General features: G+C 61.7%; 24 protein-coding genes, 1 tRNA gene and 1 pseudogene. 11 read left to right on the forward strand and 15 right to left on the reverse strand.

What is annotated here, in order from left to right; genetic code table 11:
* Positions 1-106 precede the first annotated feature (106 nt).
* Positions 107-769 carry a DUF2161 domain-containing phosphodiesterase gene (locus AC1DX6_RS13485; RefSeq protein WP_477314054.1) on the forward strand — a complete coding sequence of 221 codons (663 nt, stop codon included), beginning with the start codon at positions 107-109 and terminating at the stop codon, positions 767-769.
* 45 nt (positions 770-814) lie between these two features.
* On the opposite strand, the gene AC1DX6_RS13490 is transcribed toward AC1DX6_RS13485, so the two are convergent.
* From AC1DX6_RS13490 to AC1DX6_RS13505, 4 genes are read right to left on the reverse strand one after another with little or no spacing between them, the layout of a single operon-like run.
* Positions 815-1,900 carry an extracellular solute-binding protein gene (locus AC1DX6_RS13490; RefSeq protein ID WP_477314056.1) on the reverse strand — a complete coding sequence of 362 codons (1,086 nt, stop codon included), beginning with the start codon at positions 1,898-1,900 and terminating at the stop codon, positions 815-817.
* A 39-nt stretch (positions 1,901-1,939) separates the two neighbouring features.
* A complete protein-coding gene (gene aguB, locus AC1DX6_RS13495) occupies positions 1,940-2,830 on the reverse strand; it encodes an N-carbamoylputrescine amidase (protein WP_477314058.1) in 891 nt (296 codons plus the stop codon).
* 8 nt (positions 2,831-2,838) lie between these two features.
* Positions 2,839-3,879 (reverse strand): agmatine deiminase family protein, encoded by a 1,041-nt coding sequence (locus AC1DX6_RS13500; protein WP_477314060.1) that lies wholly within the window; start codon positions 3,877-3,879, stop codon positions 2,839-2,841.
* A 50-nt stretch (positions 3,880-3,929) separates the two neighbouring features.
* Positions 3,930-4,952, reverse strand: coding sequence for an agmatine deiminase family protein (locus AC1DX6_RS13505; RefSeq protein WP_477314062.1), 1,023 nt, complete (start codon positions 4,950-4,952; stop codon positions 3,930-3,932).
* A gap of 95 nt (positions 4,953-5,047) precedes the next feature.
* Here AC1DX6_RS13505 and AC1DX6_RS13510 point away from each other — a divergent pair, with 95 nt between their 5' ends.
* Complete coding sequence (locus tag AC1DX6_RS13510) at positions 5,048-5,950, forward strand: LysR substrate-binding domain-containing protein (RefSeq protein ID WP_477314064.1); 903 nt, start codon at positions 5,048-5,050, stop codon at positions 5,948-5,950.
* Positions 5,951-6,146: 196 nt separating this feature from the next.
* On the opposite strand, the gene AC1DX6_RS13515 is transcribed toward AC1DX6_RS13510, so the two are convergent.
* The 3 genes and pseudogenes from AC1DX6_RS13515 to AC1DX6_RS13525 form a co-directional block, all read right to left on the reverse strand.
* Entirely contained in the window at positions 6,147-6,617 is a 471-nt protein-coding gene (locus AC1DX6_RS13515; RefSeq protein ID WP_477314066.1) for a nucleoside deaminase, read from the reverse strand.
* Positions 6,618-6,949: 332 nt separating this feature from the next.
* Positions 6,950-7,087, reverse strand: a complete 138-nt coding sequence (locus tag AC1DX6_RS13520; RefSeq protein ID WP_477315141.1) for a hypothetical protein — start codon at positions 7,085-7,087, stop codon at positions 6,950-6,952.
* 54 nt (positions 7,088-7,141) lie between these two features.
* Positions 7,142-7,291: pseudogene (locus tag AC1DX6_RS13525) on the reverse strand (sunset domain-containing protein); the annotation flags it as partial.
* 676 nt (positions 7,292-7,967) lie between these two features.
* Here AC1DX6_RS13525 and AC1DX6_RS13530 point away from each other — a divergent pair.
* Entirely contained in the window at positions 7,968-8,303 is a 336-nt protein-coding gene (locus tag AC1DX6_RS13530) for a hypothetical protein (protein WP_477314068.1), read from the forward strand.
* 38 nt (positions 8,304-8,341) lie between these two features.
* Here AC1DX6_RS13530 and AC1DX6_RS13535 read toward each other — a convergent pair whose 3' ends face one another.
* The 3 genes from AC1DX6_RS13535 to AC1DX6_RS13545 form a co-directional block, all read right to left on the reverse strand.
* Positions 8,342-9,286, reverse strand: coding sequence for a hypothetical protein (locus AC1DX6_RS13535; RefSeq protein WP_477314070.1), 945 nt, complete (start codon positions 9,284-9,286; stop codon positions 8,342-8,344).
* A gap of 399 nt (positions 9,287-9,685) precedes the next feature.
* Positions 9,686-10,360, reverse strand: coding sequence for a peroxiredoxin-like family protein (locus AC1DX6_RS13540; RefSeq protein ID WP_477314072.1), 675 nt, complete (start codon positions 10,358-10,360; stop codon positions 9,686-9,688).
* 762 nt (positions 10,361-11,122) lie between these two features.
* Positions 11,123-11,341 carry a Flp family type IVb pilin gene (locus AC1DX6_RS13545; RefSeq protein ID WP_477314074.1) on the reverse strand — a complete coding sequence of 73 codons (219 nt, stop codon included), beginning with the start codon at positions 11,339-11,341 and terminating at the stop codon, positions 11,123-11,125.
* Positions 11,342-11,646: 305 nt separating this feature from the next.
* On the opposite strand from AC1DX6_RS13545, the gene AC1DX6_RS13550 reads away from it, so the two are divergent.
* Positions 11,647-12,384 (forward strand): hypothetical protein, encoded by a 738-nt coding sequence (locus tag AC1DX6_RS13550; RefSeq protein WP_477314076.1) that lies wholly within the window; start codon positions 11,647-11,649, stop codon positions 12,382-12,384.
* A 53-nt stretch (positions 12,385-12,437) separates the two neighbouring features.
* Entirely contained in the window at positions 12,438-12,809 is a 372-nt protein-coding gene (locus AC1DX6_RS13555; protein WP_477314078.1) for a hypothetical protein, read from the forward strand.
* A 50-nt stretch (positions 12,810-12,859) separates the two neighbouring features.
* Here AC1DX6_RS13555 and AC1DX6_RS13560 read toward each other — a convergent pair whose 3' ends face one another.
* The 5 genes from AC1DX6_RS13560 to phaC all read right to left on the reverse strand — a co-directional run bounded on the left by AC1DX6_RS13560 (position 12,860) and on the right by phaC (position 18,775).
* On the reverse strand, positions 12,860-13,246 hold the full coding sequence (locus AC1DX6_RS13560) for a hypothetical protein (protein ID WP_477314080.1): 387 nt from the start codon (positions 13,244-13,246) through the stop codon (positions 12,860-12,862).
* A gap of 1,022 nt (positions 13,247-14,268) precedes the next feature.
* Positions 14,269-14,472: a YjiS-like domain-containing protein gene (locus tag AC1DX6_RS13565; RefSeq protein ID WP_477314082.1), complete on the reverse strand. Its 204-nt coding sequence runs from the start codon at positions 14,470-14,472 to the stop codon at positions 14,269-14,271.
* Positions 14,473-14,954: 482 nt separating this feature from the next.
* A tRNA-Glu gene (locus AC1DX6_RS13570) sits at positions 14,955-15,029 on the reverse strand.
* A 444-nt stretch (positions 15,030-15,473) separates the two neighbouring features.
* The gene (locus tag AC1DX6_RS13575) at positions 15,474-16,613 is read right to left on the reverse strand and encodes a YcbK family protein (RefSeq protein ID WP_477314084.1); all 1,140 of its coding nucleotides are present in this window, start codon (positions 16,611-16,613) and stop codon (positions 15,474-15,476) included.
* Between the two features lie 326 nt (positions 16,614-16,939).
* Entirely contained in the window at positions 16,940-18,775 is a 1,836-nt protein-coding gene (gene phaC, locus AC1DX6_RS13580; RefSeq protein WP_477314086.1) for a class I poly(R)-hydroxyalkanoic acid synthase, read from the reverse strand.
* A 163-nt stretch (positions 18,776-18,938) separates the two neighbouring features.
* Here phaC and AC1DX6_RS13585 point away from each other — a divergent pair, with 163 nt between their 5' ends.
* The 6 genes from AC1DX6_RS13585 (at position 18,939) to recJ (ending at position 25,297) form a co-directional block, all read left to right on the forward strand.
* Complete coding sequence (locus tag AC1DX6_RS13585) at positions 18,939-19,286, forward strand: hypothetical protein (protein ID WP_477314088.1); 348 nt, start codon at positions 18,939-18,941, stop codon at positions 19,284-19,286.
* A gap of 54 nt (positions 19,287-19,340) precedes the next feature.
* Positions 19,341-20,558 (forward strand): LL-diaminopimelate aminotransferase, encoded by a 1,218-nt coding sequence (locus AC1DX6_RS13590; protein ID WP_477314090.1) that lies wholly within the window; start codon positions 19,341-19,343, stop codon positions 20,556-20,558.
* A 47-nt stretch (positions 20,559-20,605) separates the two neighbouring features.
* Complete coding sequence (locus tag AC1DX6_RS13595; protein ID WP_477314092.1) at positions 20,606-21,919, forward strand: homoserine dehydrogenase; 1,314 nt, start codon at positions 20,606-20,608, stop codon at positions 21,917-21,919.
* 144 nt (positions 21,920-22,063) lie between these two features.
* Positions 22,064-23,047, forward strand: a complete 984-nt coding sequence (gene glpX, locus AC1DX6_RS13600; protein WP_477314094.1) for a class II fructose-bisphosphatase — start codon at positions 22,064-22,066, stop codon at positions 23,045-23,047.
* A gap of 85 nt (positions 23,048-23,132) precedes the next feature.
* Positions 23,133-23,357: a DUF6434 domain-containing protein gene (locus AC1DX6_RS13605; RefSeq protein ID WP_477314096.1), complete on the forward strand. Its 225-nt coding sequence runs from the start codon at positions 23,133-23,135 to the stop codon at positions 23,355-23,357.
* 155 nt (positions 23,358-23,512) lie between these two features.
* Positions 23,513-25,297 carry a single-stranded-DNA-specific exonuclease RecJ gene (recJ, locus tag AC1DX6_RS13610; RefSeq protein WP_477314098.1) on the forward strand — a complete coding sequence of 595 codons (1,785 nt, stop codon included), beginning with the start codon at positions 23,513-23,515 and terminating at the stop codon, positions 25,295-25,297.
* Positions 25,298-25,301: the final 4 nt, after the last annotated feature.

Here is a 25,301-nt window from a genome sequence, read left to right on the forward strand (position 1 = left end):
TCTTTGTTTTGATGCATGTCGTTGTCCCAAAACCGCTGCGCACTTTTGGGCGACATGCATTAGGCGCTGCCGTGCCAGCCCGGTCCGAATCGGCTATGCCAGCAGCATGCAGGAGACGTCTCTTTACATCCCGGTGAAGCGGTTTCTCGAGAGCCTCGAATTCACTGTCAAAGGCGAAGTCGGCGGTTGTGATATCGTGGGCTTGCGCGACGGCGAGCCGCCGGTGCTGGTCATCTGCGAACTCAAACTGCAGTTCAACCTCGAACTGGTTTTGCAAGGCGTCGATCGCGCCGCGGCATGCGACGAGGTCTGGCTGGCGGCGCGCATGTCCGGCAAGGGCCGTGAGCACGATCGCCGTTTTCGCGCGCTGTGCCGGCGGCTCGGCTTCGGGCTTCTGGCCGTCAGCGACACCGGCCATGTCGAACTGTTGCTCAGCCCGGCCGCTCTGCCGCCACGGCGCGACCCCAAGCGACGGTCGCGGCTGATGGAAGAGCACAAGCGCCGGCGCGGCGATCCTGTCGTTGGCGGTGGGTCGCGCGCGCCGATCATGACTGCCTACCGTCAGGATGCGCTGGCCTGTGCCGCCGCGATGGCGGACGGCCCAAAACGCCCGCGCGACCTGAAAACCATTTCGCCTCGCGCCGCCAGCATTCTGCTCGATAATGTCTATGGATGGTTCGCCAGGGCCGAGCGCGGCGTCTATGCGCTGACCGAAGGTGGCCACGCGGCCTTGCTGCGCTGGCCGCAGCCGGTGCACGACCAGGGGTGATTGGCTGCTTGCACCGGTCCTCCGCGAAGGGGGCGCAGACGTGTCCTATTCCAGGCCCTTGGCGCGATTCCAGGCTTTCGACCACATTCTCAGGGCTTTCTGGTCGAGCGCCTTCGGTAGATGCAGGCGCTTCTGCGCTTCTTCCGAAGGGTAGAGATTGGGGTCGGCGCGCAGTTTCTCGTCGAGCAGCGCAAGTGCAGCCTTGTTCGCTGTGGAGAAGCCGGTGTCGGTGGCTGCTGAGGCGGCGATTTCTGGGCGCAGCACAAAGTCGATGAAGGCGTGCGCGGCTTCCGGATGCGGGGCGTCGCTCGGTATCGCCAATATGTCGGCCCACACCAGATTGCCTTCCTTCGACAGGCGGTAGGTGATGGTGAACGGCCGTTTCGCCTCCTTGGCCCTGATGTCGGCGATGTGCATGTCGCCGGAAAAGCCGAGCGACAGGCAGGCATCGCCTTCGGCGAGGTCGTTGATGTAGCTGGAGCTATGGAATTTCCTGACATAGGGGCGCACCTTCGCGACCACGTCCACTGCCTTCTGCAATTCGTCGGGATTGGTGGTGTCCGGGTCCAGTCCGAGATAGATCAGTGCCAGGCCCAGCACCTGCTCGGCGTCGTCGAGCATGGTGATGCCGCAGGGTGCGAATTTGGCGGCGATTTCCGGGTCGAAAAGCAAGCGCAGCGAGTCGACCGGGGCATCGGGCATGATCGCGCGGATCTTCTCGACGTTGTAGCCGACACCGGTCGTTCCCCACATCCACGGCACGCCATGCTCGCCGCCCTTGTCGACCTCGTCGAGGCGGGCAGCGACGGCCGGGTCGACATTGCCGAGGTTGGAGAGGCGGCTCTTGTCCAGTGCCGCCCAGACGCCTGTGGGAAGTTCGCGTTGCAGATGCGGCGCGAGATTGATGGTGACGAGGTCGTAACCCGAGCCGCCGGTGAGCAGTTTGGTCTCGACGATGTCGTTGGAATCGAACATGTCGTAGGTGACCTTGATGCCGGTTTGCGCCTCGAACTTGTCGATGCTGCCAGGCCCGAAATAGGACTCCCAGGAATAGAGATGCAGGACCTTTTCCTCGGCCTGGGCCGAGGTCGCAAAAAGGCATGCCGCGGCGAGCGCGAGCCAATGTTTCATCATGTCCTCCTTTGGTGAACCCCGATCGGGGCTGTTCAATCAGGCTGCATTTTTGGCAAGCAGGAGCTCCGGTGTCGGCTCCAGCAGCACGCCGTAGAGATCGGGACGCCGGTCGCGGAACACGCCCCAGCTGCGCCTTGCCTCCGCGATCTCGTCGAGGTCGAGCGCTGCCGTGATCACGCTGTCGGAGACGCGGTCGGCTTCGGAGAGCTTGGCGCCGGTGTGATCGGCGATGAAGGACGAGCCGTAGAACACGATCTCCTTTGCTTCGCCCCTTTCGACGCCGACCCGGTTGGCGGCGATCACCGGGGTCAGATTGGCACCTGCATGGCCCTGCATGACACGCTGCCAATGGTCGCGGGAATCCCAGCCGCGAAAGGACGGCTCCGAGCCGATGGCCGTGGGATAGATCAGCACCTCGGCGCCCATCAGCACCATGGCGCGGGCTGCCTCAGGAAACCACTGATCCCAGCATATGCCGGCGCCGATCTTGCCGGCGGCGGTTTCGAAGATGCGGAAGCCGGTGTCGCCATCGGCAAAATAGAGTTTTTCGCTGTAGCCCGGACTGTTCGGGATATGGCTCTTGCGATAGCGACCGAGCACCTCGCCGTCGGCGTCGATCATGACCAGGGTGTTGTACAGTCGCGAGCCGTCGCGCTCGAACAGCGAAACCGGCAGGACGACGCCTGTCTCGCGCGCCAGCGCCGCCATCCGTTCGATGGTCTTGTGGCCGTCGAGGGGGAGGGCGCGGCTGTTGTGCCTGATATCCTCATCCATGCAGAAGTAGACGCCTTCGAACAGCTCCTGCAGCACGACAAGCCCGGCGCCGCGCCTTGCGGCTTCGCGGACAAGAGTTTCCAGTCTGTCGAGATTGCTTTCGACCTCATCGGTGCAGGAAATCTGGACAGCGGCGGCAATCAGTTGACGCACGGCTCACCTCACCTTGGTTGCTGTTGTGTGACGCAATGGATGCCGCCGCCGTTCTCGTAGATGCGGTCCATGTCGAGCTGCACGATGCGGCGCCCAGGATGCAGACGGCCAAGCGTATCGGCGGCCAGGGCATCGGCCTTCCTGTCGCCGAACTGCGGCGTGTAGAGCGCGCCGTTGCCGATGTAGTAGTTGGCGTAGCTGGTCAGGAAGTCTTCGCTTGTCGAGCGGACGCCGGTTGCGGCGGGGATGGAAACCACCTCGAAGCTGCGCCCGCGCGCATCCTTGGATCTCGCTAGCATGGCAAGCGCTTCGGCTTGGGCGCGGCCCCATTCCGAGGTGTCGCCGGTCACGCTGCTGGCGATGAGCAGGCCGGGTTTGACGAAGCGGAGCGAGCCATCAATATGGCCATCGGTGATGTCGAGCTCGCGAACGCCGGGAACCCAGATCACAGTCTCGACGCCGAGTATCGATTGCAGATGCCGTTCGATATCGGCGCGTGAGAGTCCTGGATTGCGGTTGTCGTTGACCCAGCAGCTTTCTGCCAAAAGCAAGGTTCCGTCGCCGTCATATTCGATGCCGCCGCCTTCGCCACGGATCGCGGCGACGTGGCGGGTCACATTGAGGTGTTGCGCGACGTTGCCGGCGATCCTGGCATCGCTGGCATGCGCCTGCTTGTCGCCCCAGCCGTTGAAGCGGAAGTCCACGGCGGCAATAGTGCCATCCTCGGCGCGCACGAACACCGGGCCGGAATCGCGCATCCACATGTCGTCGGTGGCAATGTCGACGAGTTCGACCTTTAGACCGCACAGCCTTGCCGCCAGCTCATGTTCGGCTGCCGGGGCAGCCATCGCCACCGGCTCGTTCTCGGCGATCGCCGCCGCCAGCCGGCCCAGAGTTTCCTGCACGCTCTCGTAATAGGCGCCCGGTCCGCCATAGACCGCCGGCGTGCTTGGCCAGGCCATCCAGGTCCTGGTATGCGGTTCGGCCTCGGACGGCGCGGTGACCTTCCAGCTTCCGGCCCTGGCTGCCGTGATCGCGATCTCAGGCATGAGCGCCCACCCTGTTGCTGCCATGATGGCGTGACGTCGTGTCCACCTCATCACACCGGTTGTTCCTGGGTGATGCAGTGGATGGCGCCGCCCGCCGGCACGACGGCGCCGACATCGACGGTGACGATGCGGCGATCGGGGAAGGCGCGGGCAATTGCTGCCTTGGCTTCCTCCCCCGAGGGGCGCCCGAAATCCGGCATGACGACGCCCCCATTGGCGAGTGCGAAATTGATGTAGGAGCGGGCAAACACCGCGCTCGTCGCCTCGACGTCATAGGCCTCGGGGATGGGGATAACCTCAAAACTGCGGCCGCGCGCGTCGGTCTGGCCGGCAAGGGCTGCAAGATTGTCGGCAAGGATGCGGCCGTGCAGGTCGGACGGATCGGGATTGAATTCGAACATCACCACGCCGGGCTTGACGAAGCAGCACATGCCATCGACATGGCCGTCGGTCTCCAGATCCAGCGGATCGCCGGGAAGCCACACGACCTTTTCGAGGCCGAGCATGCGCAACAATTCCTTCTCGACCCAGGCCTTGGAGATGCCGGGATTGCGGTTGGAGTGGAGCAGGCTGGTTTCGGTCGCGATCAACGTGCCTTGGCCGTCGGTCGTCAGCGAGCCGCCTTCGCAATGCAGGAAGGAGCGCAAGATCGATGCCTCCTCGCGGGCCAGCAGCCGTTCGGCAAGCGCATTGTCCTGGTCGTAAGGTTCATGCTTGCGGCCCCAGGCGTTGAAGCGCCAGGACACGCCGGCGAGGCCGCCATCGGCCAGTTTCAGGAAGGTCGGGCCGGAATCGCGGATCCAGCAATCGTCGATCGGAATTTCGACCACCTCGATCCGGTTTCCAAGTTGGGCACGGGCGCTGTCGGCATGGTCGGGATGGGCCACCATGGTGACAGGCTCGAACTGGGCAATGGCGTGGGCAACATCGGCATAGGCCTTTTGCATGGCGGGCAAGGTGGCGCCATACAGGTCCAGTCGGTGTGGCCACGCCATCCACGTCCTGGCATGCGGCTCGAACTCCGCGGGGCGGCGAAACTTCAAGTGCTGCGCCGGCCACTCTATGGCATTCATCAAACTCTCCATTCATGTATCGATCTCATTGTTCATCGGCTTCAGCAGCCGTACAACTGAGAAAGGTTCCTCATTTCAGTGAATGGAATTCATGAATGGTGAAGTTCAGGCATATCCCGCCGACGCAGTTTCTGAAGGGGTTCGAGGCGGCATCGCGCCTGGAAAGCTTCAGCCGCGCGGCTGAAGAACTCGGCCTCTCCCAGTCGGCGATCAGTCACCAGATGCGCCTGCTCGAAGGCCATATCGGCCAGCCTCTGTTCATGCGTCACGGCCGCGAAGTGCGGCTGACGGATGCCGGGCGCGATTATCAGCGCACCGTGCGCCGCTGCCTCGACCTTCTGGAGGAGGGGTATCGGCGGCTGGAACCTTATCGAAAGCCCGGCAGCGTCGTGATCTATGCACCGCGCGATTTCAGCCGGCGCTGGCTGCTCAGTCGCCTGCCGGCTCTGCGTGCGGCCGTGCCGGCCTGTGAGCCCTGGCTCGATACGAGTGGCGCCTCCGTCGATTTCGAGACCATGGAACTCGATCTGGCAATCGTCTACGCGGACGCGCCTCCGGAAGGTTGCGAAAGCCTGCTGATCGCCCGGGATTTTTTGACGCCGGTCGCGACCAAGGATCTGGCCAGCACGCTGCGCACGCCCGCCGACCTGCTTGGCGCTTCGCTCATCCATGACGAGCGCCCGACCGGCTGGGCGGACTGGTTGCGCAGCGTCGGCGTCGAACCGAACGGCACATGGCACGGAACCAATTTCAGCGACAGCGACCTGGCGCTTGCGGCTGCCGAGCATGGCCAGGGGGTGGCTTTGGGCAGCCTGCCGCTGGTGGCAGCGGCGCTCACATCAGGGAGCCTCGTCCAGCCATTCGCCCACATCCTTGATGCGGGTCGCGGATGGTACGCCGTTTCCACGCAGGATCGGCTTCGGGATGTCGATGTGCGGGGAACATGGGATTGGTTGGGTCAGCAGGCGTCGTTTAACCGGGTCTCGGATGCCGGCTGATGCCACTCACTTGACCTGTTCGATCTCCGGACCTGGCGTCTGGCCAATCGCAGGAGCCAGAGTGCAATCCTGGCCCTTGCAGTCCTGGACAGGGTCCTCGGTCGCAGGCAGGCAATTTCGCCCCTTGCTGCCGGGTGCGGTGGCGTTACTTCGCCGCTTTGTGGCTGCTTGCCCCGGCAGCCCTCAGACCACCGCGTCAGCGCGTCCAGAAATCGCGGTGTGCCTCGTGCAGTTCGTCCTCGATTTCGGGGAAGGGGCCAAAGACCTCGATCTTTTTCTGGCCGGAGCCGAACACGGTGCGCGAGGAAAGGCTCATCGTCGGGTTCTTCGGGTGATCGCCGGTCAGCGCCAGGATCTTGGTCTCGTCGGCCCCGTAGACAAGCCGCCCTATGTTCGCCCAATACATCGTGCCGGCGCACATCGCGCACGGTTCGAAGGTCGAGACCAGCGTGCATTGCCAGAGGAACTCAGGCTCGTAGGCCGCCGCGGCGCGGCGGGCGAGCTCGGTCTCGGCGTGATGCACGGTGTCGATATTGCCCTGGCGCATGAGGATGCGGTCGTCAGGCCCGACCAGGACGGCGCCGAAGGGATGATGTCCATGCGTCGCCGCTTCGCGCGCGACGGCGTCGGCGGAGCGGAGGTGGGCGAGCATCTGATCGCGGGTCATAGCAAAATCCTATCCAGCGATTGAACTGCTCGCCTCGGAAATCTTCCCTCAAGAGGGGAAATCAGGCCGGCTGAAGTGTCCCGACAGCGTCTTTGCGCATCCTCAACACCAGCAGGCGCGTCGCTGCGAACGGTGCCATGACGAGAAACGCCATCGTGATGTTGGCGAAGAGCGACAACAGACAAATCTCATTTTGGACGTAGCAAACAGATTCCATGACGTACCCCTTTCCACCATTATCCTGGTGGCCTCCTCACGCCGTGCGCCAAGCATGATCCTGCTCTTTTCCAAAAGCAAGCGATTGCTAATATAGCGCTACCACCGGCGTGGACTCATCGGAGGGGAACGAGTTTCGGCGACCGCAATTCCTGAGCCATTTTTGCCGCCTGGAAGATCGTCATCAAAACCAGGATCGGCTCACCCTCGGTCGGGTTGATCGTCAGCACCACACGGCCGATCTCGTCGCTCATTCCGCAAGTCCAGTCTTTGACTGCGATCACCTTTTTCCCGGCCATGTGCCCCCACCGTCTTGCTTTTCGCCATCCCGCCGCGACTGCCTCGCCCTCGCTGCAGAACCAACGCTCTGCGTATTGTGGGCTGATCTTCGTCTCCCAACAATGCTCCTGGCCGAGGACATGGTAGATCCGCTCGCCAGTGCTGATGCTGCAGGCGCCGCCGCTTATGACGCCCTGAGCCAATCCGCCGGAACGAAACTCGCGACATCGTTTCACGGGGTCTCGAATGCCGGCTGATGCTACTCACTTGACCTGTTGGATCTCCGGACCCGGCGGCTGGTCAATCGCGGGAGCCGGCGTGCAATCCTGCCCCTTGCACTCCTGGACGGGGTCCTCGGTCGGGAGCAGGCAATTTTGCCCCTCGCAATGAACTGCCGGCTGCAGTGGCGTTACTTCGCCGTTTGGTGGAACAGGCTTATCTTCAGCGCGAACGGCCGGTACCAAGCCGATGATGGCCGTGCAAAAAAGCGCTGTTCGCAGCAAGTTCATTCCCGCCTCCACGGCTGAGAGGTGCAGAACTTACACTTCGAGCCGGGGCTGACATACTGCCACCCGCGAACGACGTTAACAGCGCGTTTCCACCAGGGGAGGCGTCGATGCGGATGTGGACCTCCTTGACGAGAAAAATGGACTCATGAGCGCCGATCATGACTGTCTACCGGCAGGATGCGTTGGCCGGCTCCGCCGCGATGCCGGACGGGCCGAAGCGCCATGCGCTGACTTTGCTGCGCTGGCCTCAAACCGCTCACGACCAAGGATGATTGACTGCGTGGGCTCATCTGCGGAACCGCTTGCGCACCAATGCTGCTTGCGACAGGCTGTCTGAATGAAACAAATGTCCTCGCCCATAGCTTTGGCCCTTTTCGTTGCAGCCAGCATTTTGGCGCAGGCGGCACCTTCGTTGGCCAAGGACAAGACGATCACAGGCAGAATTCGCGGCTTCGAATGCGGCGACAACTGCTACCTGACCATCGTCGACAGCAAGAAGGCCGAGCAAGTCGGCCTGTGCGTCGCGCCGCAATGCAAGACCTGGAACGAGCAGGTGGCGATGCCGCGCCGCTACAAGGGAAAGCGCGTGACCGTCACGGTCGGGAAAGCACAGCAATTCGACGACAGCGGCAACGTCATGGGCGAGATGATGTCCTTCAAGAAAATCGAATTTCTCGACTGACCGCAGTTCGGCCGCCGCTTCCCAATCATATCCACTGTCTAATTCACGAATGCCTGGGCCCTGAAGGTTTCAAGATAATCGTCTATCTGACGGTCGTTCGGGTCGAAAGCTTGCCAATGTGGATCATCATCGACGTTGGCCAGATCGAGAAATTCAGTGATGTCCACCCCGCCATTGAGGGCGACAACGCCAGAGTTCAAACCCATATATTTCAGGTTGAAGTCAAAGCGAAAATCGGGTGATCGGAAGAACTTCGCCTTGCCGCACTCCGGGAATGGCAGGGCTCGGAAGTGGTCTAGCAGGCGCTGCTTTTCACCGATGCCTTCAGTAACTGAAAGCATGTATGTTTCCGGCCGTGACAGGCTTTCGTTGATCCGACCGGCCGGCTTTCTCATTGCACCCCAGAGGTGAGGCAGGCCAATTGCGGAGAAGAAATCCTGACCGATCGATTCGCCGGGCCAAAATTTAGGGTTGTACGGTCGAACGACAATACGATCGGCACCGAGTGCGGCAACAAACGGTCGCAGGATTTCGTAGAATTCAAGTTGATATTGGGCTGCTTCGATAGGGCCTACCAGGTAGTCTTTGACGCATTGCGAATACACGCGTTCAAGCAAGTGATCGAAGCGCCGCAAATAAAACACCACCTTCACCTCGGCGCCGACATTCAATAGGCTTTGGAAAAAAGATGGATGAGCGCTCGCTCGCGAAAATTCCTCGCCTGACATCAGCAACGTTTCGCAGTCGGAATCGAGCGAGAAGAACGCGCCAACGTTCTGCTCAAACGACTTGCCGTCGTCGTAGCCGATTGCGGCGATGCTGTGCTGCGGCCCGAACGCTTCATTCGCCGGGTCGTTGGGTTCGGGGTAATGGATCGAGTTGGCCGCCAACACGTCGCGGTTGGAAGCCAGGCTCGCCTGAAGATAAGAGCTTCCGGTCTTGTGAATTCCGCAATGCAAAATGAATTTTTTATAACGCGCCAATAGCGGCCACTCCCCTTGCTTCAGTTAGGCGCCTCTGCGTGCGGCGCGAGAAAGTTACCATGGACCGCAACTGGTGACATCACCCCGAATGCATGAGGTCGGGCAAAGGACGGATGCCGATCAGCCGCGGCACACGGACATCGGCTGACACGTCGGCCTGCTTGTTCGAGCGATGGGCATGTTGGCCGCTCGGCATGTTCCCAAATGTGAAGTAGCTGGTCCTTGCCGCGGCAGTCGTGCTGGTACTGATCGTCGGCTAGCGGCTGACGGAAAGCCAACGAAAGCCGGCACCCACCAACGCACTTGTAGGCACCGAACCGCAGCGTCGGCCAAGTGCGAAAAAACCAACGGTTTGCATAACACCTGCTATCCGTGCAGCCGATGTCCGCAACTGCGCCGCTACTGACCAATATGCGACGCGACCGACATCATCGCCTCAGAGTTCGGGTGGGCGCCCAAGCCGCCATCGAAAACCTCGGAGAACGTCCAGCGAACGACGCCGTTGCGGTCGAGCAGGAACTGGCCCGTGAGCTGGCCCACGCCGGTCGCCATCATTTGCTGGTCCGCTTCGGTAATATCGTAATCGTCTTTTTTGTTCAGATATTCGAGCGTGGCAAACGGATCCATCGGCTCAGGCATTTCGCCCGGCACGTTGAGCCGCATCGCCTTCACATCGCTCATCGAAGCCTTGTGCGGCCATGCGCTCTCGCCCTCAGTTATTTGCATATTGGGCAATCCAAAGGCGCGGTGTGAAACGCGCTCCGGATCGGATGCAGCAAGCAAACCAACCATCGGATGGTAGCGGAGATAAAGGCGCGCCCGCTCGATGGGCGTGTTCACCACCGTGAGGCTTTCGATGCCCTTTGCGTTAAGGGCTGGTGTGAGCAGCGAAACCGTCGCGATATGACGCCTGCAAAACGGACAATGCAGACCTCGATACAGCCCAACCAGCACTGGCCTCTCGCCGCGGAAATCGTCGATAGCTATCTTGCCCTCGCGCGTAATTGCGTCGAGTACGAAATTGGGCGCTCGTTCGCCCAGTCGCAGAGGGCCTACGTCGGTGCGGTCGGACATGCCTGATCCTCCTCGCGGGTCAATCCAGTAACGGAAGCGCTGCGGTGCATTGTAGCACAGAGATGGCGGACGTTGGGGCGCTACCTTAGTGTCGGCACTTTCCGCTTGAAACGCCGATCGACCGCGGCCCAAACTGCTTCCTTAAAAGTGGAAGGGGCTTTGCAGATGGAAATCTCCCGGCAATTTCGGGACAACTGCCGACACGAAGCGATCCAGATCCGGCGCCTTTGACGGTGGGAGTCATCGATCCTGGCACAGCGGTACATAAAGGCGTTGATCTTGTGGGCGCTGATTTATCGCGACGTCCCCATTTGCCAGCCTGACAGGCATTCTCGACGGCGCGAAGAAAGCGATTTCCGAGTTTGACGAGATTGCATCGAACTCTCGGACAGTCGGCCTCCGCACCGATACTTACCAGGCTCTCGCGTTCGCCGCACAGCAGGCAAACATCGACCAGGACACGCTGAACGCCTCTTTGAAGGTCTTCGCTAAGAATGCCGGCCTCGCCGAGCAGGGAACGGGCGCGCTCTATTCCGGTCTGAAAAAACTCAATCCCGAATTGCTGCGGAACATTCTCAGCACCGACGACCATAGGGGAAAAACATGCTGCTAGGTGGAGCAATTCTGGCACGGGCACCTCGACGCGCATGGTCGCCGCGACCTATGCGCCGCCGTAAGCGAACAGGGCCGGCGTGACTAAGCGCCGACCCTCCCACTTCCACGTCCCATCGGGTTACTGACGGGGGCGTGCGTATCTATCGATCAGGTGCCGGTTCCGGTCGCTGCAACGCAGGTGCCGCCAGCTTTGCCGTTCAGCGAGCCGCAGAGGCCAGTGAAGCGGCCCGACACCCAGGCGCCGATCGCGAGTATTGCCAAGATTGCCGCACCGGCGATAATGCCGACGAGGATTGAATATTCGACCATTGCTGCTCCGGACTCATCGTCACTGAACTGGTTGGCCATGCTGAGAAGTTTCGTCATTTGTCTCACCCCTGTTACCCCTAACATGGACAGAGGTGCCCCCCCGGTCCTGAATTTGATCCTGTGCCATGGCGGGATGCGGAGTCAACTAATCGCTTAACTCATTGTTAATAATCAAGGTTTCGAAGGCAGTCGGTTCCTTATTGAACGCTAATGTAAGGGATTGATAATATTATCTTTCTTGGTTCGCCTAATTATTTGGATGCTTGTCTGGGCTGGAACCAGCGAACATATATCCAGTTATATTCTGCCTTGCAGTCAAGCAGTTGCTAATACTACGATGTTCCCCGTAGGGTTGGGCAACCATGCAAAATCGTAATCGGTCAGTCGTTTGGATAGCCGCTGCCCTTGTCCTGGTGGCATTGGCCGTGACGGCGGCGGTCTTTGGATTTCAGAAGCGGACGTCGCCGATCACGGTCTCGGCGATCTCGACCTTTAATTCCGGAGGGCTCGTTCCTGGCCCCACAGTTACGGTACCTTCGAAGGAATTGGGCGATGTTGCCGCCAATCGAGATATCTGGCTCGAAATCTCTTGGAAGTTCTTTAGCGAGTTGCGGACGCTGAATTCGGTGACGGTCGGGGGCATTCATGCAAAGCGTATGGTGCGCAGCAATGATGCGCCCGCAAGCGCCAATTCCGAGATCTGGGAAATATCGGCAGGCAGCGGCGACAAACTAGACAACACCACCTCGACCGACATCGGGCTCACTTTTGATGGCGGCAATCCGTCAGTCACGATGCAAGTTTACAGAGCGGTTGGAGCTTCTGAAACACCTGCGGCGACAGCTGCAGAACGCGGCAGCAGCATTTCCATCCCCATTCCAGCCGATGGCATCGCCCTGATATCGTTGATTGCTGCCGGCGCCACCTCCGGTTCTTTGAGCGATGTCACCCAAGATTTTAGGGCTCGTTGCGGAAAGGACTTCCTGGGCATCCACGCGTCAAGAACTTCCACCTCCGCCGAAACAGTGACAGCGGCGTTCTCGGGGAGCGAGGCGGCCAATCTTGCCGCTGTAGCACTTCAGCCGCTCGTCGCGAAATAACGATAGCGACTAGGGAAGCGCCCAGGAGTACTGCCACTTGCGATGGAGGCCAAATGCGTGACAGCGACCTGATCGAACGGCCCGGCAAGGGCTGGACGCGATGGGCAAAGGGTCCAGGCGACCACGACATCGATAAGATTTGGTGGGCGGCCAGGTGTCTGCATTTTCCGAAGCTAAACGTCTCTTGCTGGTTTGACGGATCCGACGTCGTCGCCATCGCCCATTGGGGATACCGTGGCGAGAAGTGGTGCATGAAGCTCAAGCCGGCCGACTGGCAGCCGCTGCCGGAAGTCTACCGGCGGGAGCGCGAGCGCGAACAGCAGGAAGCCCTGACACGATACCGCCAAGCGGCCGAGGCGCGCATGTTGGCCACCCTTGAGCGCAGCGGCAGGCGCCACAGCGCGCCGGATGCTCCGCCGCTGTAGGATAGCGGCCAGCGGGAACGCGCGCTGGTGACGCTCTGGCAAGGCTGGCGTCACCGGGCCAAAAAACATCCTTGGCTGATGGTATCCTTGTAGCATTCGTCGGAAAATCCGGGATGACGCTGTCGGAGCTTATTGACGATCTCCGGATGGCTAAATCTATGCGCGAGTGCATCCGCGCCGGCTTGGTAGGCGTCCTGCAAAAGAGCGCGCGCCCGACGACGCGCGTCATCGATTTCGACCTCTGAAAAGCGATTTCTCATGACACGTAAGTCAATTTGAAGGGGCCGCTCATCGAGGAGTGGACCGAACCGTTGATGAGAGCTGTTATGAGAAATAATTGCAAACGCTGCATCTAGCAGCTTAGCGTTTCGCGCTGCTGTCACGACCTTGGCTCGGGCAGCGGTGCGAAGTTGTTCGACCTCTTGTTCATCAATCATCGGATCTTACCATTCGTTCCCTCCCGAGCCCTTGGGGCCATCATCTCGCTGCGGCGCACCGAGCGCAAGCCGACTTGCCAGCGCCCTCGACATCAGGAATATAATCCTCCCGTTGCGGCGACCCCTCAAACGGAGTTCGCTACCATGGCCAGGACCAAACTTTCCAAGCAGCTTTCACAGGCTGAAATCGAGCGCTTTCTGGTGGCAGCGGAAGCATTGCACAAGAGCGTTGTTGGGCCGCTGCTATCGCCTAGCTGCGATCAACTTCCGAGCGCTTCAGGAAGCCCACGAGACTGTGCGGGATATCACCGGCAAGGATGCGCCGTTTATCCGGTGGTTTGGGGCTGGGTCGAAGTAGCGGGCGGCGGATTACTCTTCCCGCCGACAGCCTCCGCTAACCGAATATCCAAGTAACCCATCATAGCCATGACTAGAGCGAATATGCGCATGAGCGTAACCGGTCTGATCCGGAATCTCTGTCGCAGGAAAAAGCAAACGACAAAAGCCATGCCTGCGGGCACTACGGCAATTAATAGTATCGCGTCGACAGCTCGCATTTTGTCCCCCTTCCCCAAGTAGGAGCTAAGTCATAACGCGACCGGCCCGCCTTGTGGAAGGGCGGGCCTGGTGGTGGCGGGCTTCTGCGTGGTGGTAAGTCTCACAACAGCCATGGCAGATACCATCGTGTCGTCACCATCAGGAGGGATCTATGGTTTCGGCTATTGCAAGTCAGCATCGGCAGGTACCGGAAACTCAATTGAAAGCGGCAAAGCCAGGAACAGGCGAGGGATTCGCGCCAGGCAAGAGCGCTGACAGTGTAGGACATCGCGCCAAGGCAACGGTTGCCGAAACAGGCGACACCGATCCTAGCGCGCAAGGTCGCGCGGCATCGACGATCGCCAGAATGGACATCACCGTTTTGACGCCGCCGCCCGAAGACACGACCGCGGAGTAACTAGCTGCCGTGCCGCTTTTGGCCCGCTGCTTCGGTGGCGGGCTTTTTGATTGCCCGGCCCCAGGCCTTAAGCGCGCTTGCTGCTGAACGCATACGTCGTGATGTCATCACGGGAAATCCCGATGTCGCTGAGCATGTCGTCTGGTGACTCGCTCAGCTCGGCCGTTGTCTTCAACTGCGCCTTCTGTTCGGCTCGATGACGGAGCCAATCGGCAAGGGGACCAACTGTGACAAGAGGAAGGTTCAGAAGCATAGGAAGGTTCGCAAGCATCGGAGTACTCCCTTCACCGCTGGAGGAAACTTCACGCTGCAAGCTAGGCCGATGCGTCGTTGCGTCTGTGACAAAATTCACAGATCCGTACGGCAAAAACTGCCCGGCTGCCTCTGGTGGAGGGCTTCTCTATTTTGCCATCGGCTCGCCAAGCGCAAGCCAAGTAACTTCACCGGTGGCTGTACGCACCAAGTACCACGTCTGAGCGGTCTGTCGGTCAAGCAAGACGGTTGTCGGCTGCGACTGGCCCGGATTCATGTAAGCCGCGATCGATCCCTGCGAAATCTCATATCGAGGCTCGCTGTTTGAACAGCCGGCGAGAGCCGCAACAGCTACGCCAAGAACCACATTTCACATTTTTTCCCTCCATTCCCATGGGCTGGCGGAGTGTGACAGGAATCGCTCACCCCGACAAAGCCCGCCGGATATTGGCCAAAAATTGGACAGAGCAGGGAGGTTTTCCGCTAAGTGCTTGAAATTTCTGGTACGCCCAAGGGGAATCGAACCCCTGTTACCGCCGTGAAAGGGCGGTGTCCTAACCGCTAGACGATGGGCGCGCTCAGACGAAGCGGCTTATAATTGCGTTGTTGGCAACCGGCAACCCATCAGCCCCAACATCCGGCAACTTTTTTCAGAAAGGGGCGAAAACGGCCGTTTCGGTGAGCCATAGCGCGGGTTCCTGAACCCATGATCGCATGTCTTTGGAGATTAGCCTGAATAGGCCTCACATTTGTCATCCACGGGCGGAGCAAGGAGCGTAGCGGCGCGGCGCAGACCCGAGGATCCATGCCGCGACGTCTGAGTGTCGCCACGGAGCAGATTCTGCTCCGCTGAGTTCTCCGGTCGGAGTCCCGGCATGGATCCCTGGGTCTGCGCTCCGCTTCGCGTCGCTACGCCCAAGGATGACGAAGTTGGGAGGCTTCGGCTAATCTCGAATGTCGCTGATGGTACCGGGACGGGGGTTGCTGACGCCCCTCAACCCGTCGGCCGCATGGAGAGAACTAGCTGCGCCGGCGGCAGCGCCAGTTCCAGTCGCGCTCGGGGCCGACGTCGACGTGGACGGAGTCGGTGTGGCAGTAGGTGCCGACGCCGCCGCGGCCGGGCATGGTGCGGAGATAGCTCGCCAGTTCCCACTTCGAGACGCCAGGGACCTGGATGTCGGCTGCGGCGCAATACATGTGGAGCGAATTCTTGGCGCCGTTGGCGCGGCGGTTGCGGGCCGGGTCGCGGTAGCCTGATGTGACGATCATCTTGCGGCCGTAGTGGCCTTCGATGGTCTTCAGCACGCGCACCAGCGACGGCTTCAGGCAAGCGACGTCGACGCTCTCGTTCTGCCTCAAGAGGCCGTTGGGCGCAAGCCGGGCGAGGCCGGCGGCGGAGGCCACCTGATAGGCGCCGCCCGAGCCTTCATCCTCGTTCAGATCGACGTCGCTTTCATCGTCGAGGCCGGATTTGCGCTTGATCTCGAACAAAGCTGTCTGGCGCACGCCTGGCAAGGCGTCGCTGCCGGTGATGTGGCCGGTCTCGTCACCGATCGAAGCCAGCTGCACCGGCTTGTCGGCCGAACTGGCGGAAGCCAGCGTGATGATCGGCTTTGCCGGCGCGGCTTTGGCTTGAGCGGTGGGCTGCTCGCCGGAGCGCGTGTTGATCAGCGGCGCGGGCGCCGCCGAGGCGGGCGTGGTGCTGAACAGCGAGGCTAGGAAGCCTTTCTTCGGCGCATTGATCTGCGCCTGCGGAGGTTCGCCAGCGGTGACATAGACAGGGTTGTTCATCACCGGGGCGGTGGTGTCGTCCGATTTCGGTGCGATGGTGTTCGCATCGGCGGCAGCGATCTTCTGCGCGACTGCGTCGGTCTCGGCGGCTGTCTGCGCCGGCTGCACCAGTGGCTGCGGCGTTTGGCCGGCGATGGTGTCTGCACCGGCAGGCACGTTGATGGGGAAGGCCGCTCCGGGCTTGGTCACCGGCACATAGGCGACCTTTTCAGGCAAAGGTGTGTCTCCCTCGCTCATCACGGTCGATGCCGCCTCTGAGGAGGCTGACGTCACCTGCACGGACGAATCAGTCACTATTGCCGGCGTCGCGCTCGAGGCTGCTTTCATATCAGCCGAGGTGGCGTTGTAGCCGGGCATGCCGACAGACATGGTGGGGTCGCCGGCGGAGGTACAGGAGGCCAGGAGCACGGAGAAAAGCGCCGCCGCAATGCTGCGGCTTTCTCTTCGTGCGAGACGCCAACCTGCTGATTTCAAAACTAAATTCCCCCTCGGCGTCCGGCCGGTAAGTTGTTGGCCCGGCGTCTAGACGCTCCGTACCAATAACCCATGTTCCCAAACCGGAAACGAGACCTGTGTCAAATCTGCATGCCTTCAATTTAATCGGTGGCTAGAGGCGAATTGAGGCCGCTTGATGGTTGACGCCACCATTTCGCCCTCTTTTACCGGCCCGTCAACTCACCAGACATTACAGTCCGTTACACACGCACCTTGACGTAGGTTCCCGGCGCATCGCCCAAGGTTTTCATATGCTTGCCGGGTTTGCGGGCAGGAACGCGGGTGTCGTCCTGGGTCTCGATCCAATGCTGCCAGTGGGTCCACCAGGAGCCGGGATGCTCCACCGCGTTGGCAAACCACTGGGCAAAATCGCCCACCGGTTTGCCGCCGGTCCAGTACTGATACTTCTTGGCCGCCGGCGGGTTGACGACGCCGGCAATATGGCCTGAACCGGCCATCACATATTCGACGTCGCCGCCGAAATATTGCGAGCCGAGGAACACCGAAAGCGCCGGCGCGATGTGATCTTCCTTCGACGCCAGATTGTAAACCGGGATAGTGACGTCGGCGAGCGAGACTACACGGCCTGCCAGTTCCATCACGCCGCGCGTCAGATTGTTCTCGAGATAGCAGTTGCGCAGATAGAAGGAATGGTTGGCCGCCGCCATGCGGGTGGAATCGGCGTTCCAGTAGAGCAGGTCGAAGGGCAGGGGATCCTTGCCGCGCATGTAATTGTTGATGACATAGGGCCAGATCAGGTCGCCCGAGCGCAGCATGTTGAAGGCGGTCGCCATCTTGGTGCCGTCAAGATAACCCTTTTCGTTCATCGATTTCTCGACGGCCGCCACCTGGTCCTCGTCGACGAACACTTTCAGGTCGCCGGCATGGGTGAAGTCGACCTGCGTGGTGAAGAAGGTCGCCGACTTGATGCGGTTGTCGCCTTCCTGCGCCAGCAGCGCGAGTGCGGCCGCCAAAAGCGTCCCGCCGACGCAATAGCCGATGGCGTTGACGTCCTTCTCGCCGGTAGCCTTCTCGACCATGTCGAGGCCGTATTGCAGGCCCTCTCGGATATAGGCCTCCCAGCCTTTGGCGCCGTGGCGCTCGTCGGGATTGATCCAGGAAATGACGAAGACGGTATGGCCCTGCTCGATTGCCCAGCGAATGAACGATTTCTGCGGGTTGAGATCGAGGATGTAGTATTTGTTGATCCAGGGCGGGCAGATCAGCAGCGGACGCTTGAGCACGGTTTCGGTCGTCGGATCATACTGGATGATCTCGGCGACATCGCTGCGACCGACCACCTTGCCGGGTGACGTCGCGACGTTCTTGCCGATCTCGAAGGGCGAGTAGTCGGCTTGCCGCAGCTTCAGGTCACCTTTGCCGGCGGCGATGTCCTCGGCCAGCATTTTCATGCCGCGCACCAGGTTTTCGCCGTTCGAGGCGACCGTTTCGCGAAACAGCTCCGGATTGGTCAGGATGAAGTTCGACGGCGAGATGGCGTTGGACACCTGCTTGACGTAGAAGCTGGCCTTGTGGCGGGTGTGCTCGTCGAGGCCTTCGGCATGCTCGACCAGGTCGGCCGCCCAACGCGAGGTGACGAGATAGGCCTGCTTGAGGAAATCGAAGAAAGCGTTGCGGCCCCATTCCGGGTCCTGGAAGCGCTTGTCGCCGCGTTCGGGCTTGACCGCATCGTCCGGCGCTTCGGCATTCGGGCTGACGCGCTGGATGGCGTTTCCCCAGACGGTCATGTAGCCGCCGAACAGCCGCGTCTGCGCTTCCAGTGCGCGCTGCGGATCGGCAAGCCAGTATTCGCTGAGCTTGGAGAAGGTTTTGACCATATCGACGACAGGTTCGGCGACGTGGTCGCGCACCTCACCCTTTTCGCGCGGCTCGGCCCAGGCGGAGGCCGCTTTTCCCGCCTGTTCGATCATGCGCGCCATGTTCAGGGCGAAGCGTTCCGGGTCCTTCACCAGATATTGCTCGACGGTCGACGGTCCGCCATCTTCCGCTTTGCCCGAATCGGGTGTTTTGGACATGGTTCGCGGGGTTCCTCCCGGGGCGTTTTCTTGACATATTAACATGGGACATCTGACCGGGTCCAACACGCTCTAACCCGGCTGCCAGGAAAACAATATGACGATTAATATTGGCGAGACTGTTTTTTCGGGGACCGGTCGTTTTTGCCGCATCGCTGCGGCGATGATGCTGGTGACCGCCGGCGGGGCCTTGCTGGCTACCGGTGGCTGCGCCAGCAACGACACAGGCGGCGGAACAACGGTTTCCGGCGTCGACGGTCCGAAGGACACCGGCTCCTATCCGAATTTGAATATCCCGCCGCAGGTGGCGGCGCAGCAGCTCACCCCTGAAGAGAGCAACGCCAAGCTCGCCCAGCTGAAGGCCAGCCAGCAAGCGCAACTGGGCAAGGGCGGCAAGGTCCAGGGCACAAGCCCGGCGGCGCTGAACTCGCTGGCGAAAAATCACGGTGATGAAACGCTGAAGCAGATCGAAGCCAAATGCGACCCCGCCCTCGACCCTACCTGCAAATAGGGTTATATCGCGCGCCGAAACTACCTTTCGCCCCATTGATCGTCTGGAACTGACATGGAAGAATTTCACAAGGTCCGCCGGCTTCCGCCATACGTCTTCGAGCAGGTCAACCGGCTGAAGGCCAGCGCCCGTTCGCGCGGCGCCGACATCATCGACCTTGGCATGGGCAATCCGGACTTGCCGACGCCAAAAGCCATCGTCGACAAATTGTGCGAAGTGGTGCGCGATCCGCGCACGCATCGTTACTCGTCGTCGCGCGGCATTCCAGGCCTGCGCCGCGCCCAGGCCGCCTACTATCAGCGTCGCTTCGGGGTGAAGCTCAACCCGGACACGCAGGTGGTGGCCACACTGGGCTCGAAGGAAGGCTTCGCCAACATGGCGCAGGCGATCACCGCGCCCGGCGACGTGATCCTGTGCCCCAATCCGACCTATCCGATCCACGCTTTTGGCTTCATAATGTCGGGCGGCGTCATCCGTTCGCTGCAGGTCGAACCCGATGACGGCTTTATTCCGGCGGTCGAGCGCGGCATCCGCCATTCGATCCCGAAGCCGCTGGCGCTGATCCTCAACTATCCGTCGAACCCGACGGCGCTGGTCGCCTCGCTCGATTTCTACAAGGACGTGGTCGCCTTCGCCAAGAAGAACGACATCATCATCCTGTCGGACCTTGCCTATTCGGAGATCTATTTCGACGGCAATCCACCGCCCTCGGTGCTGCAGGTGCCGGGCGCGATCGATGTCTGCGTCGAGTTCACCTCGATGTCGAAGACTTTTTCCATGCCCGGCTGGCGCATGGGCTTTGCCGTCGGCAATGAGCGGCTGATCTCGGCGCTGACGCGGGTCAAATCCTATCTCGACTACGGTGCCTTCACGCCGATCCAGGTGGCGGCCGCGCATGCGCTCAATGGCGACGGCGCCGATATTGCCGAAGTGCGCGACATCTATCACAAGCGCCGCGACGTGATGGTTGATGCTTTCGGCCGCGCCGGCTGGACCATTCCCGCGCCGGCAGCGTCGATGTTTGCCTGGGCGCCGATCCCGGAGCCGTTCAAGAATCTCGGGTCGCTCGAATTCTCCAAGCTTCTGATCGAGCATGCCGACGTGGCGGTGGCGCCGGGCGTCGGCTTTGGCGAGCACGGCGACGACCATGTGCGTATCGCATTGGTCGAGAACGAGCACCGGATCCGGCAGGCGGCGCGCAACATCAAGCGCTTCCTGGCGTCCAGCGCCAAGCAGCCCAACAATGTGGTGCCGCTCGCCGCGCATCGTTGAGTTGCCTGATATCACATCGACAGAATTCTTGAGGGGCGTCGCCGGACATGGCTGAAGCGTTGCGTGTTGGAATTGCCGGTCTGGGTACCGTTGGCGCCTCGGTGGCGCGCGTGCTGCGCGACAAGGCGGCGGAACTGACCCGCCAGTGCGGACGCGACGTCATCGTCACCGGCGTTTCGGCCCGCGATCCCAAGCGCGATCGTGGCGTCGATCTCAGCACGGCCAAGTGGTTCGACGATCCGGTCAAGATGGCTCAGACCGCCGATATCGACGTCTTCGTCGAACTGATCGGCGGCGATGAAGGGCCGGCGCGGTCGGCGGTGAAGGCAGCGCTCGAAGCCAGCCGCCATGTCGTCACCGCCAACAAGGCGCTGCTCGCCAAGCATGGCGTGTCGCTTGCCGAGATCGCCGAGAAGAAGGGCGTGCTGCTCAACTACGAAGCGGCGGTTGCCGGCGGCATCCCGGTCATCAAGACGATGCGCGAGGCGATGGCCGGCAATTCGGTGACCCGCGTCTTCGGCATCCTCAATGGTACCTGCAACTACATCCTGACCCGCATGGAGGCCGAAGGCATCTCGTTCGACGCCTGCCTGAAGGACGCGCAGCGGCTGGGCTATGCGGAAGCCGATCCGACCTTCGACATCGAGGGCCACGACACCGCGCACAAGCTGTCGATCCTGACCAGCCTCGCGTTCGGCACCAGGATCGCCGCTAACGACATCTACATGGAAGGCATTTCCAACATCAGCCAGGCCGATATTCGAGCGGCCGCCGATCTCGGCTACCGCATCAAGTTGTTGGGCGTCGCGCAGCGCACCGAGAGCGGCATCGAACAGCGCGTCCACCCGACCATGGTGCCGACGGCCTCGGTCATCGCGCAGGTGCATGGCGTTACCAATGCGGTGGCGATTGAAACCGATATTCTGGGCGAGTTGCTGCTCTCAGGTCCCGGCGCCGGCGGCAACGCCACCGCCTCGGCGGTGGTCGGCGACATTGCCGACATTGCCAAGAGCCGGCCGGGCTTCCAGCACGGTCCGGTGTTCGGCCTGCCGGCCAAGGAATTGCGCCCGTACAAAAAGGCGCAGATGCGCAGCCATGCCGGCGGCTATTTCATCCGGCTGACCGTGCATGACCGCATCGGCGTTTTTGCCGCGATCGCCAAGCGCATGGCCGACAATGATATTTCGCTGGAATCGATCGTGCAGCACGCGGTCAGCGGCGAGACGGATGCGCAAAAGACGGTGATCCTGGTCACCCACGAGACCACCGAGGCTGCGGTGCGCAAGGCTGTCGACGGCATCACCAAAGACGGTCATCTGACCGACAAGCCGCAGGTGATCCGCATCGAGCGGGCAGGGTGAGCCCGGTCATCTCTAGCTTTTAATCGATTGATATTGCAGCGCTTTCAAAAAACGCTTCGCGCAGGTCTTGCTGTTGTCATGGAGCTTTGACACAAGAAACGCGCCTCTGGCGGGAGGCGGTATGCCAACCAGGATCTTCCCCCGATGAATGTGGCCCAGAACATTGTCGCCGGTCTTGACCGGATCCTCACCATGGAACTGGTGCGGGTCACCGAGCGCGCCGCGGTCGCGGCCGCCAGATTGCGCGGACGCGGCGACGAGAAGGCCGCCGACCAGGCCGCTGTCGATGCCATGCGCCAGGAGCTCAACCGCCTGGCCATCAAGGGCACGGTGGTGATCGGCGAGGGCGAGCGCGACGAGGCGCCGATGCTCTATATCGGCGAAGAGGTCGGCAGCGGCATCGGTCCGGCCGTCGATATCGCGCTCGATCCGCTCGAAGGCACGACGATCTGCGCCAAGAACCTGCCCAATGCGCTCGCCGTCATCGCTATTGCCGAAAAGGGCAGCCTGCTGTTTGCCCCCGACGTCTATATGGACAAGATCGCCATCGGTCCGGGCTATGCGGATGGCGTCATCGACATCGACGCGTCGCCGGCCGAGAACATCGCCAATCTGGCCAAGGCTAGGGGTGTTGCGGTGTCGGAGATCACCGCCTGCATTCTCGACCGGCCGCGCCATGGCAGGCTGATCGAAGCGGTCCGAGCCACGGGCGCGGCGATCCGGCTGATCGGCGATGGCGATGTCGCCGGCGTCATCCACACCACCGACCCGGAAGAGACCGGCATCGACATCTATCTCGGCATTGGCGGGGCACCGGAAGGCGTGCTGGCGGCAGCCGCCTTGCGCTGCACCGGCGGCCAGATGCAGGGCCGGCTGATCCTCGACACGCCGGAAAAGCTGGCGCGCGCAGCCAGGATGGGCATCTCCGATCCGAAGCAGGTTTACCGGGCGCAAGACATGGCGCGCGGCGATGTGCTGTTTGCCGCGACCGGCGTCACCGACGGCAATCTGCTCAACGGCGTCAGGTTCGGCCGCGATACCATCACCACCCACACCATCGTGCTGCGCTCGTCATCGCGCACCGTGCGCGAGATCAAGGCGCGCCACCAGGATCTGGAGAAGTTCTAGCCGCTCCCCAGCAAGCTCTTGGTTCTTGCGTGTCCGCAGTGCAGTTGATAGCCCTGTGGCTACATCCGGCCGCAAGGACATGAAGATGAAATCGTTCGACTGGCACGCGGCTGCGATTTCGCGCACGACCGCCATCACAAAATCCTATCGCAACACCCAGAACGTGCGGCGCTTTTTCATCAAGGAGTGCGGCGGTGCGTTCAAATTCGATCGACCTTTCATGGCCTGGCTCAAGGACGGTGCGGAAAAGACGATGGGCGACGCAGCCGACGAATGGCAGCGGCGCGAAGCTGAAAAGCGGAAAGCGTAGTTTTTCTTGAAATTTTCTGACAAGGCGCATCACCGCGAACCGCTTGGCTTAGGCCACCTTGGGACATTGCTTGTGCATGTCATTGTCCCCAAAACCGCTGCACACTTTTGGGCGACATGCACTATTCTGCGCCCACACATGGGCTGGCAGATCGCATGACCGGCGAAAAACGCCTCTTCCTCAATGTCAGGCAGTCGGCGACAGGTGTTTCCTGGGAACACCGGCTGACCGAACGGCAAGACATGGCAGCACTGGCCATTGCGCAAGGCCATGGCGTGCCCGACATCGTCGCGCGCGTGCTTGCCGGGCGCGGCGTAACCGCCGCCGAGACGGAGCGCTTCCTCGATCCGACGATCCGCGATCTGTTGCCGAACCCGGCCTCGCTGACCGATATGGATAAGGCTGCAGCCCGTATCGCCCAGGCAATCGTGGCCAGGGAAAAGGTGGCGATCTTCGGCGACTACGATGTCGACGGCGCGGCCTCGTCGGCGCTGTTGAAGCGGTTCCTCAGCCATTTCTCGGTGCCGTCGGAAATCTACATTCCGGACCGTATTTTCGAAGGCTACGGTCCCAATCCGGAAGCCATGCGCGAGCTTGTCTCGCGCGGGGCAACGCTGATCGTCACCGTCGACTGCGGCACCAACAGCGCCGTTTCTATCGATGCGGCAAAAGTGGCCGGCGCCGATGTCGTCGTGCTCGACCATCACCAGGTCGGCGGCCCGCTGCCGGAGGCAGTCGCCGTCGTCAATCCCAATCGCCAGGACGACCTTTCAGGCCAGGGCCATCTTTGCGCCGCTGGTGTCGTCTTCCTCACTCTGGTGCAGACGGCCAAGATCCTGCGCAGTCGCTTGCCTGATGCAGCACCGCCGGACCTACTGTCGCTGCTCGATCTCGCGGCGCTGGCTACCGTTTGCGACGTGGTGCCGCTGACCGGGGTCAACCGCGCCTTCGTGGTGAAGGGGCTGCAAATGGCGCGCCAGCAAAAGAACGAAGGGTTGGCGGCTTTGGCGCGGGTGTCGCGCATTGGCGAGCCGATCAGCACGTTTCATTTAGCCTATCTGATCGGCCCGCGCATCAATGCCGGTGGCCGCATCGGCGATGCTGCGCTTGGCAGCCGGCTGCTGGCCACCGACGATCCGGTCGAGGCCCGCACCATCGCCGAGACGCTCGACCGGCTCAATCAGGAGCGGCAGCAGATGGAGCTGGAGATGCTGGCGCAGGCGCGCGCCGAGGCCGACGCAGAGCTTGCCGGCGGCAACGGCCCGGCCATTGTCGTCACCGCCAGCACCAGCTGGCATCCGGGTATTGTCGGCCTGCTGGCTTCGCGGCTCAAGGACCATGCGCGCCGGCCTGCCTTCGCCATCGCCTTCAACCCCAATGGTGTCGGTACCGGCTCAGGGCGCTCGGTGTCCGGCTTCGACCTCGGCCGGCTGGTGCGCGAGGCGGCCGATGCCGGGCTGATCGTCAAGGGCGGCGGCCATGCCATGGCGGCCGGCATCACCGTCGAGCGGGCAAAGCTCGGCGACCTCAGGGCTTTCTTCGAGGAACGCGCTGCCGCCGACGTGTTCCGGCTACAGGGCGAGGAAAGCCTGGCGATCGACGGCGCGCTCGCCGCCGAGGGTGCTACGCTCGGCCTGCTTGATGCGCTGGAAAAGGCAGGCCCGTTCGGCGCCGGCCATGTCGCGCCGGTGTTCGCGCTGCCGCGCCACCGGCTGGCCGACGCGCGGCCGGTTGGCACCAACCACATCCGCGTCGAGCTTCAATCGGAAAGCGGCGGCCGCATCCAGGCGATCGCCTTTCGCGCTGTCGATACGGCACTTGGCGAATTCCTGTTCAAGAACCGGGGCAAGACGGTACATGTCGCCGGGTCGCTGTCAGGCAATTACTGGAACGGCAACCGCACTGTGCAGTTCCGCATCACCGACGCGGCATCCGCCTGAGAGC

Source organism: Mesorhizobium sp. P2_C4 (genome assembly GCF_056404575.1).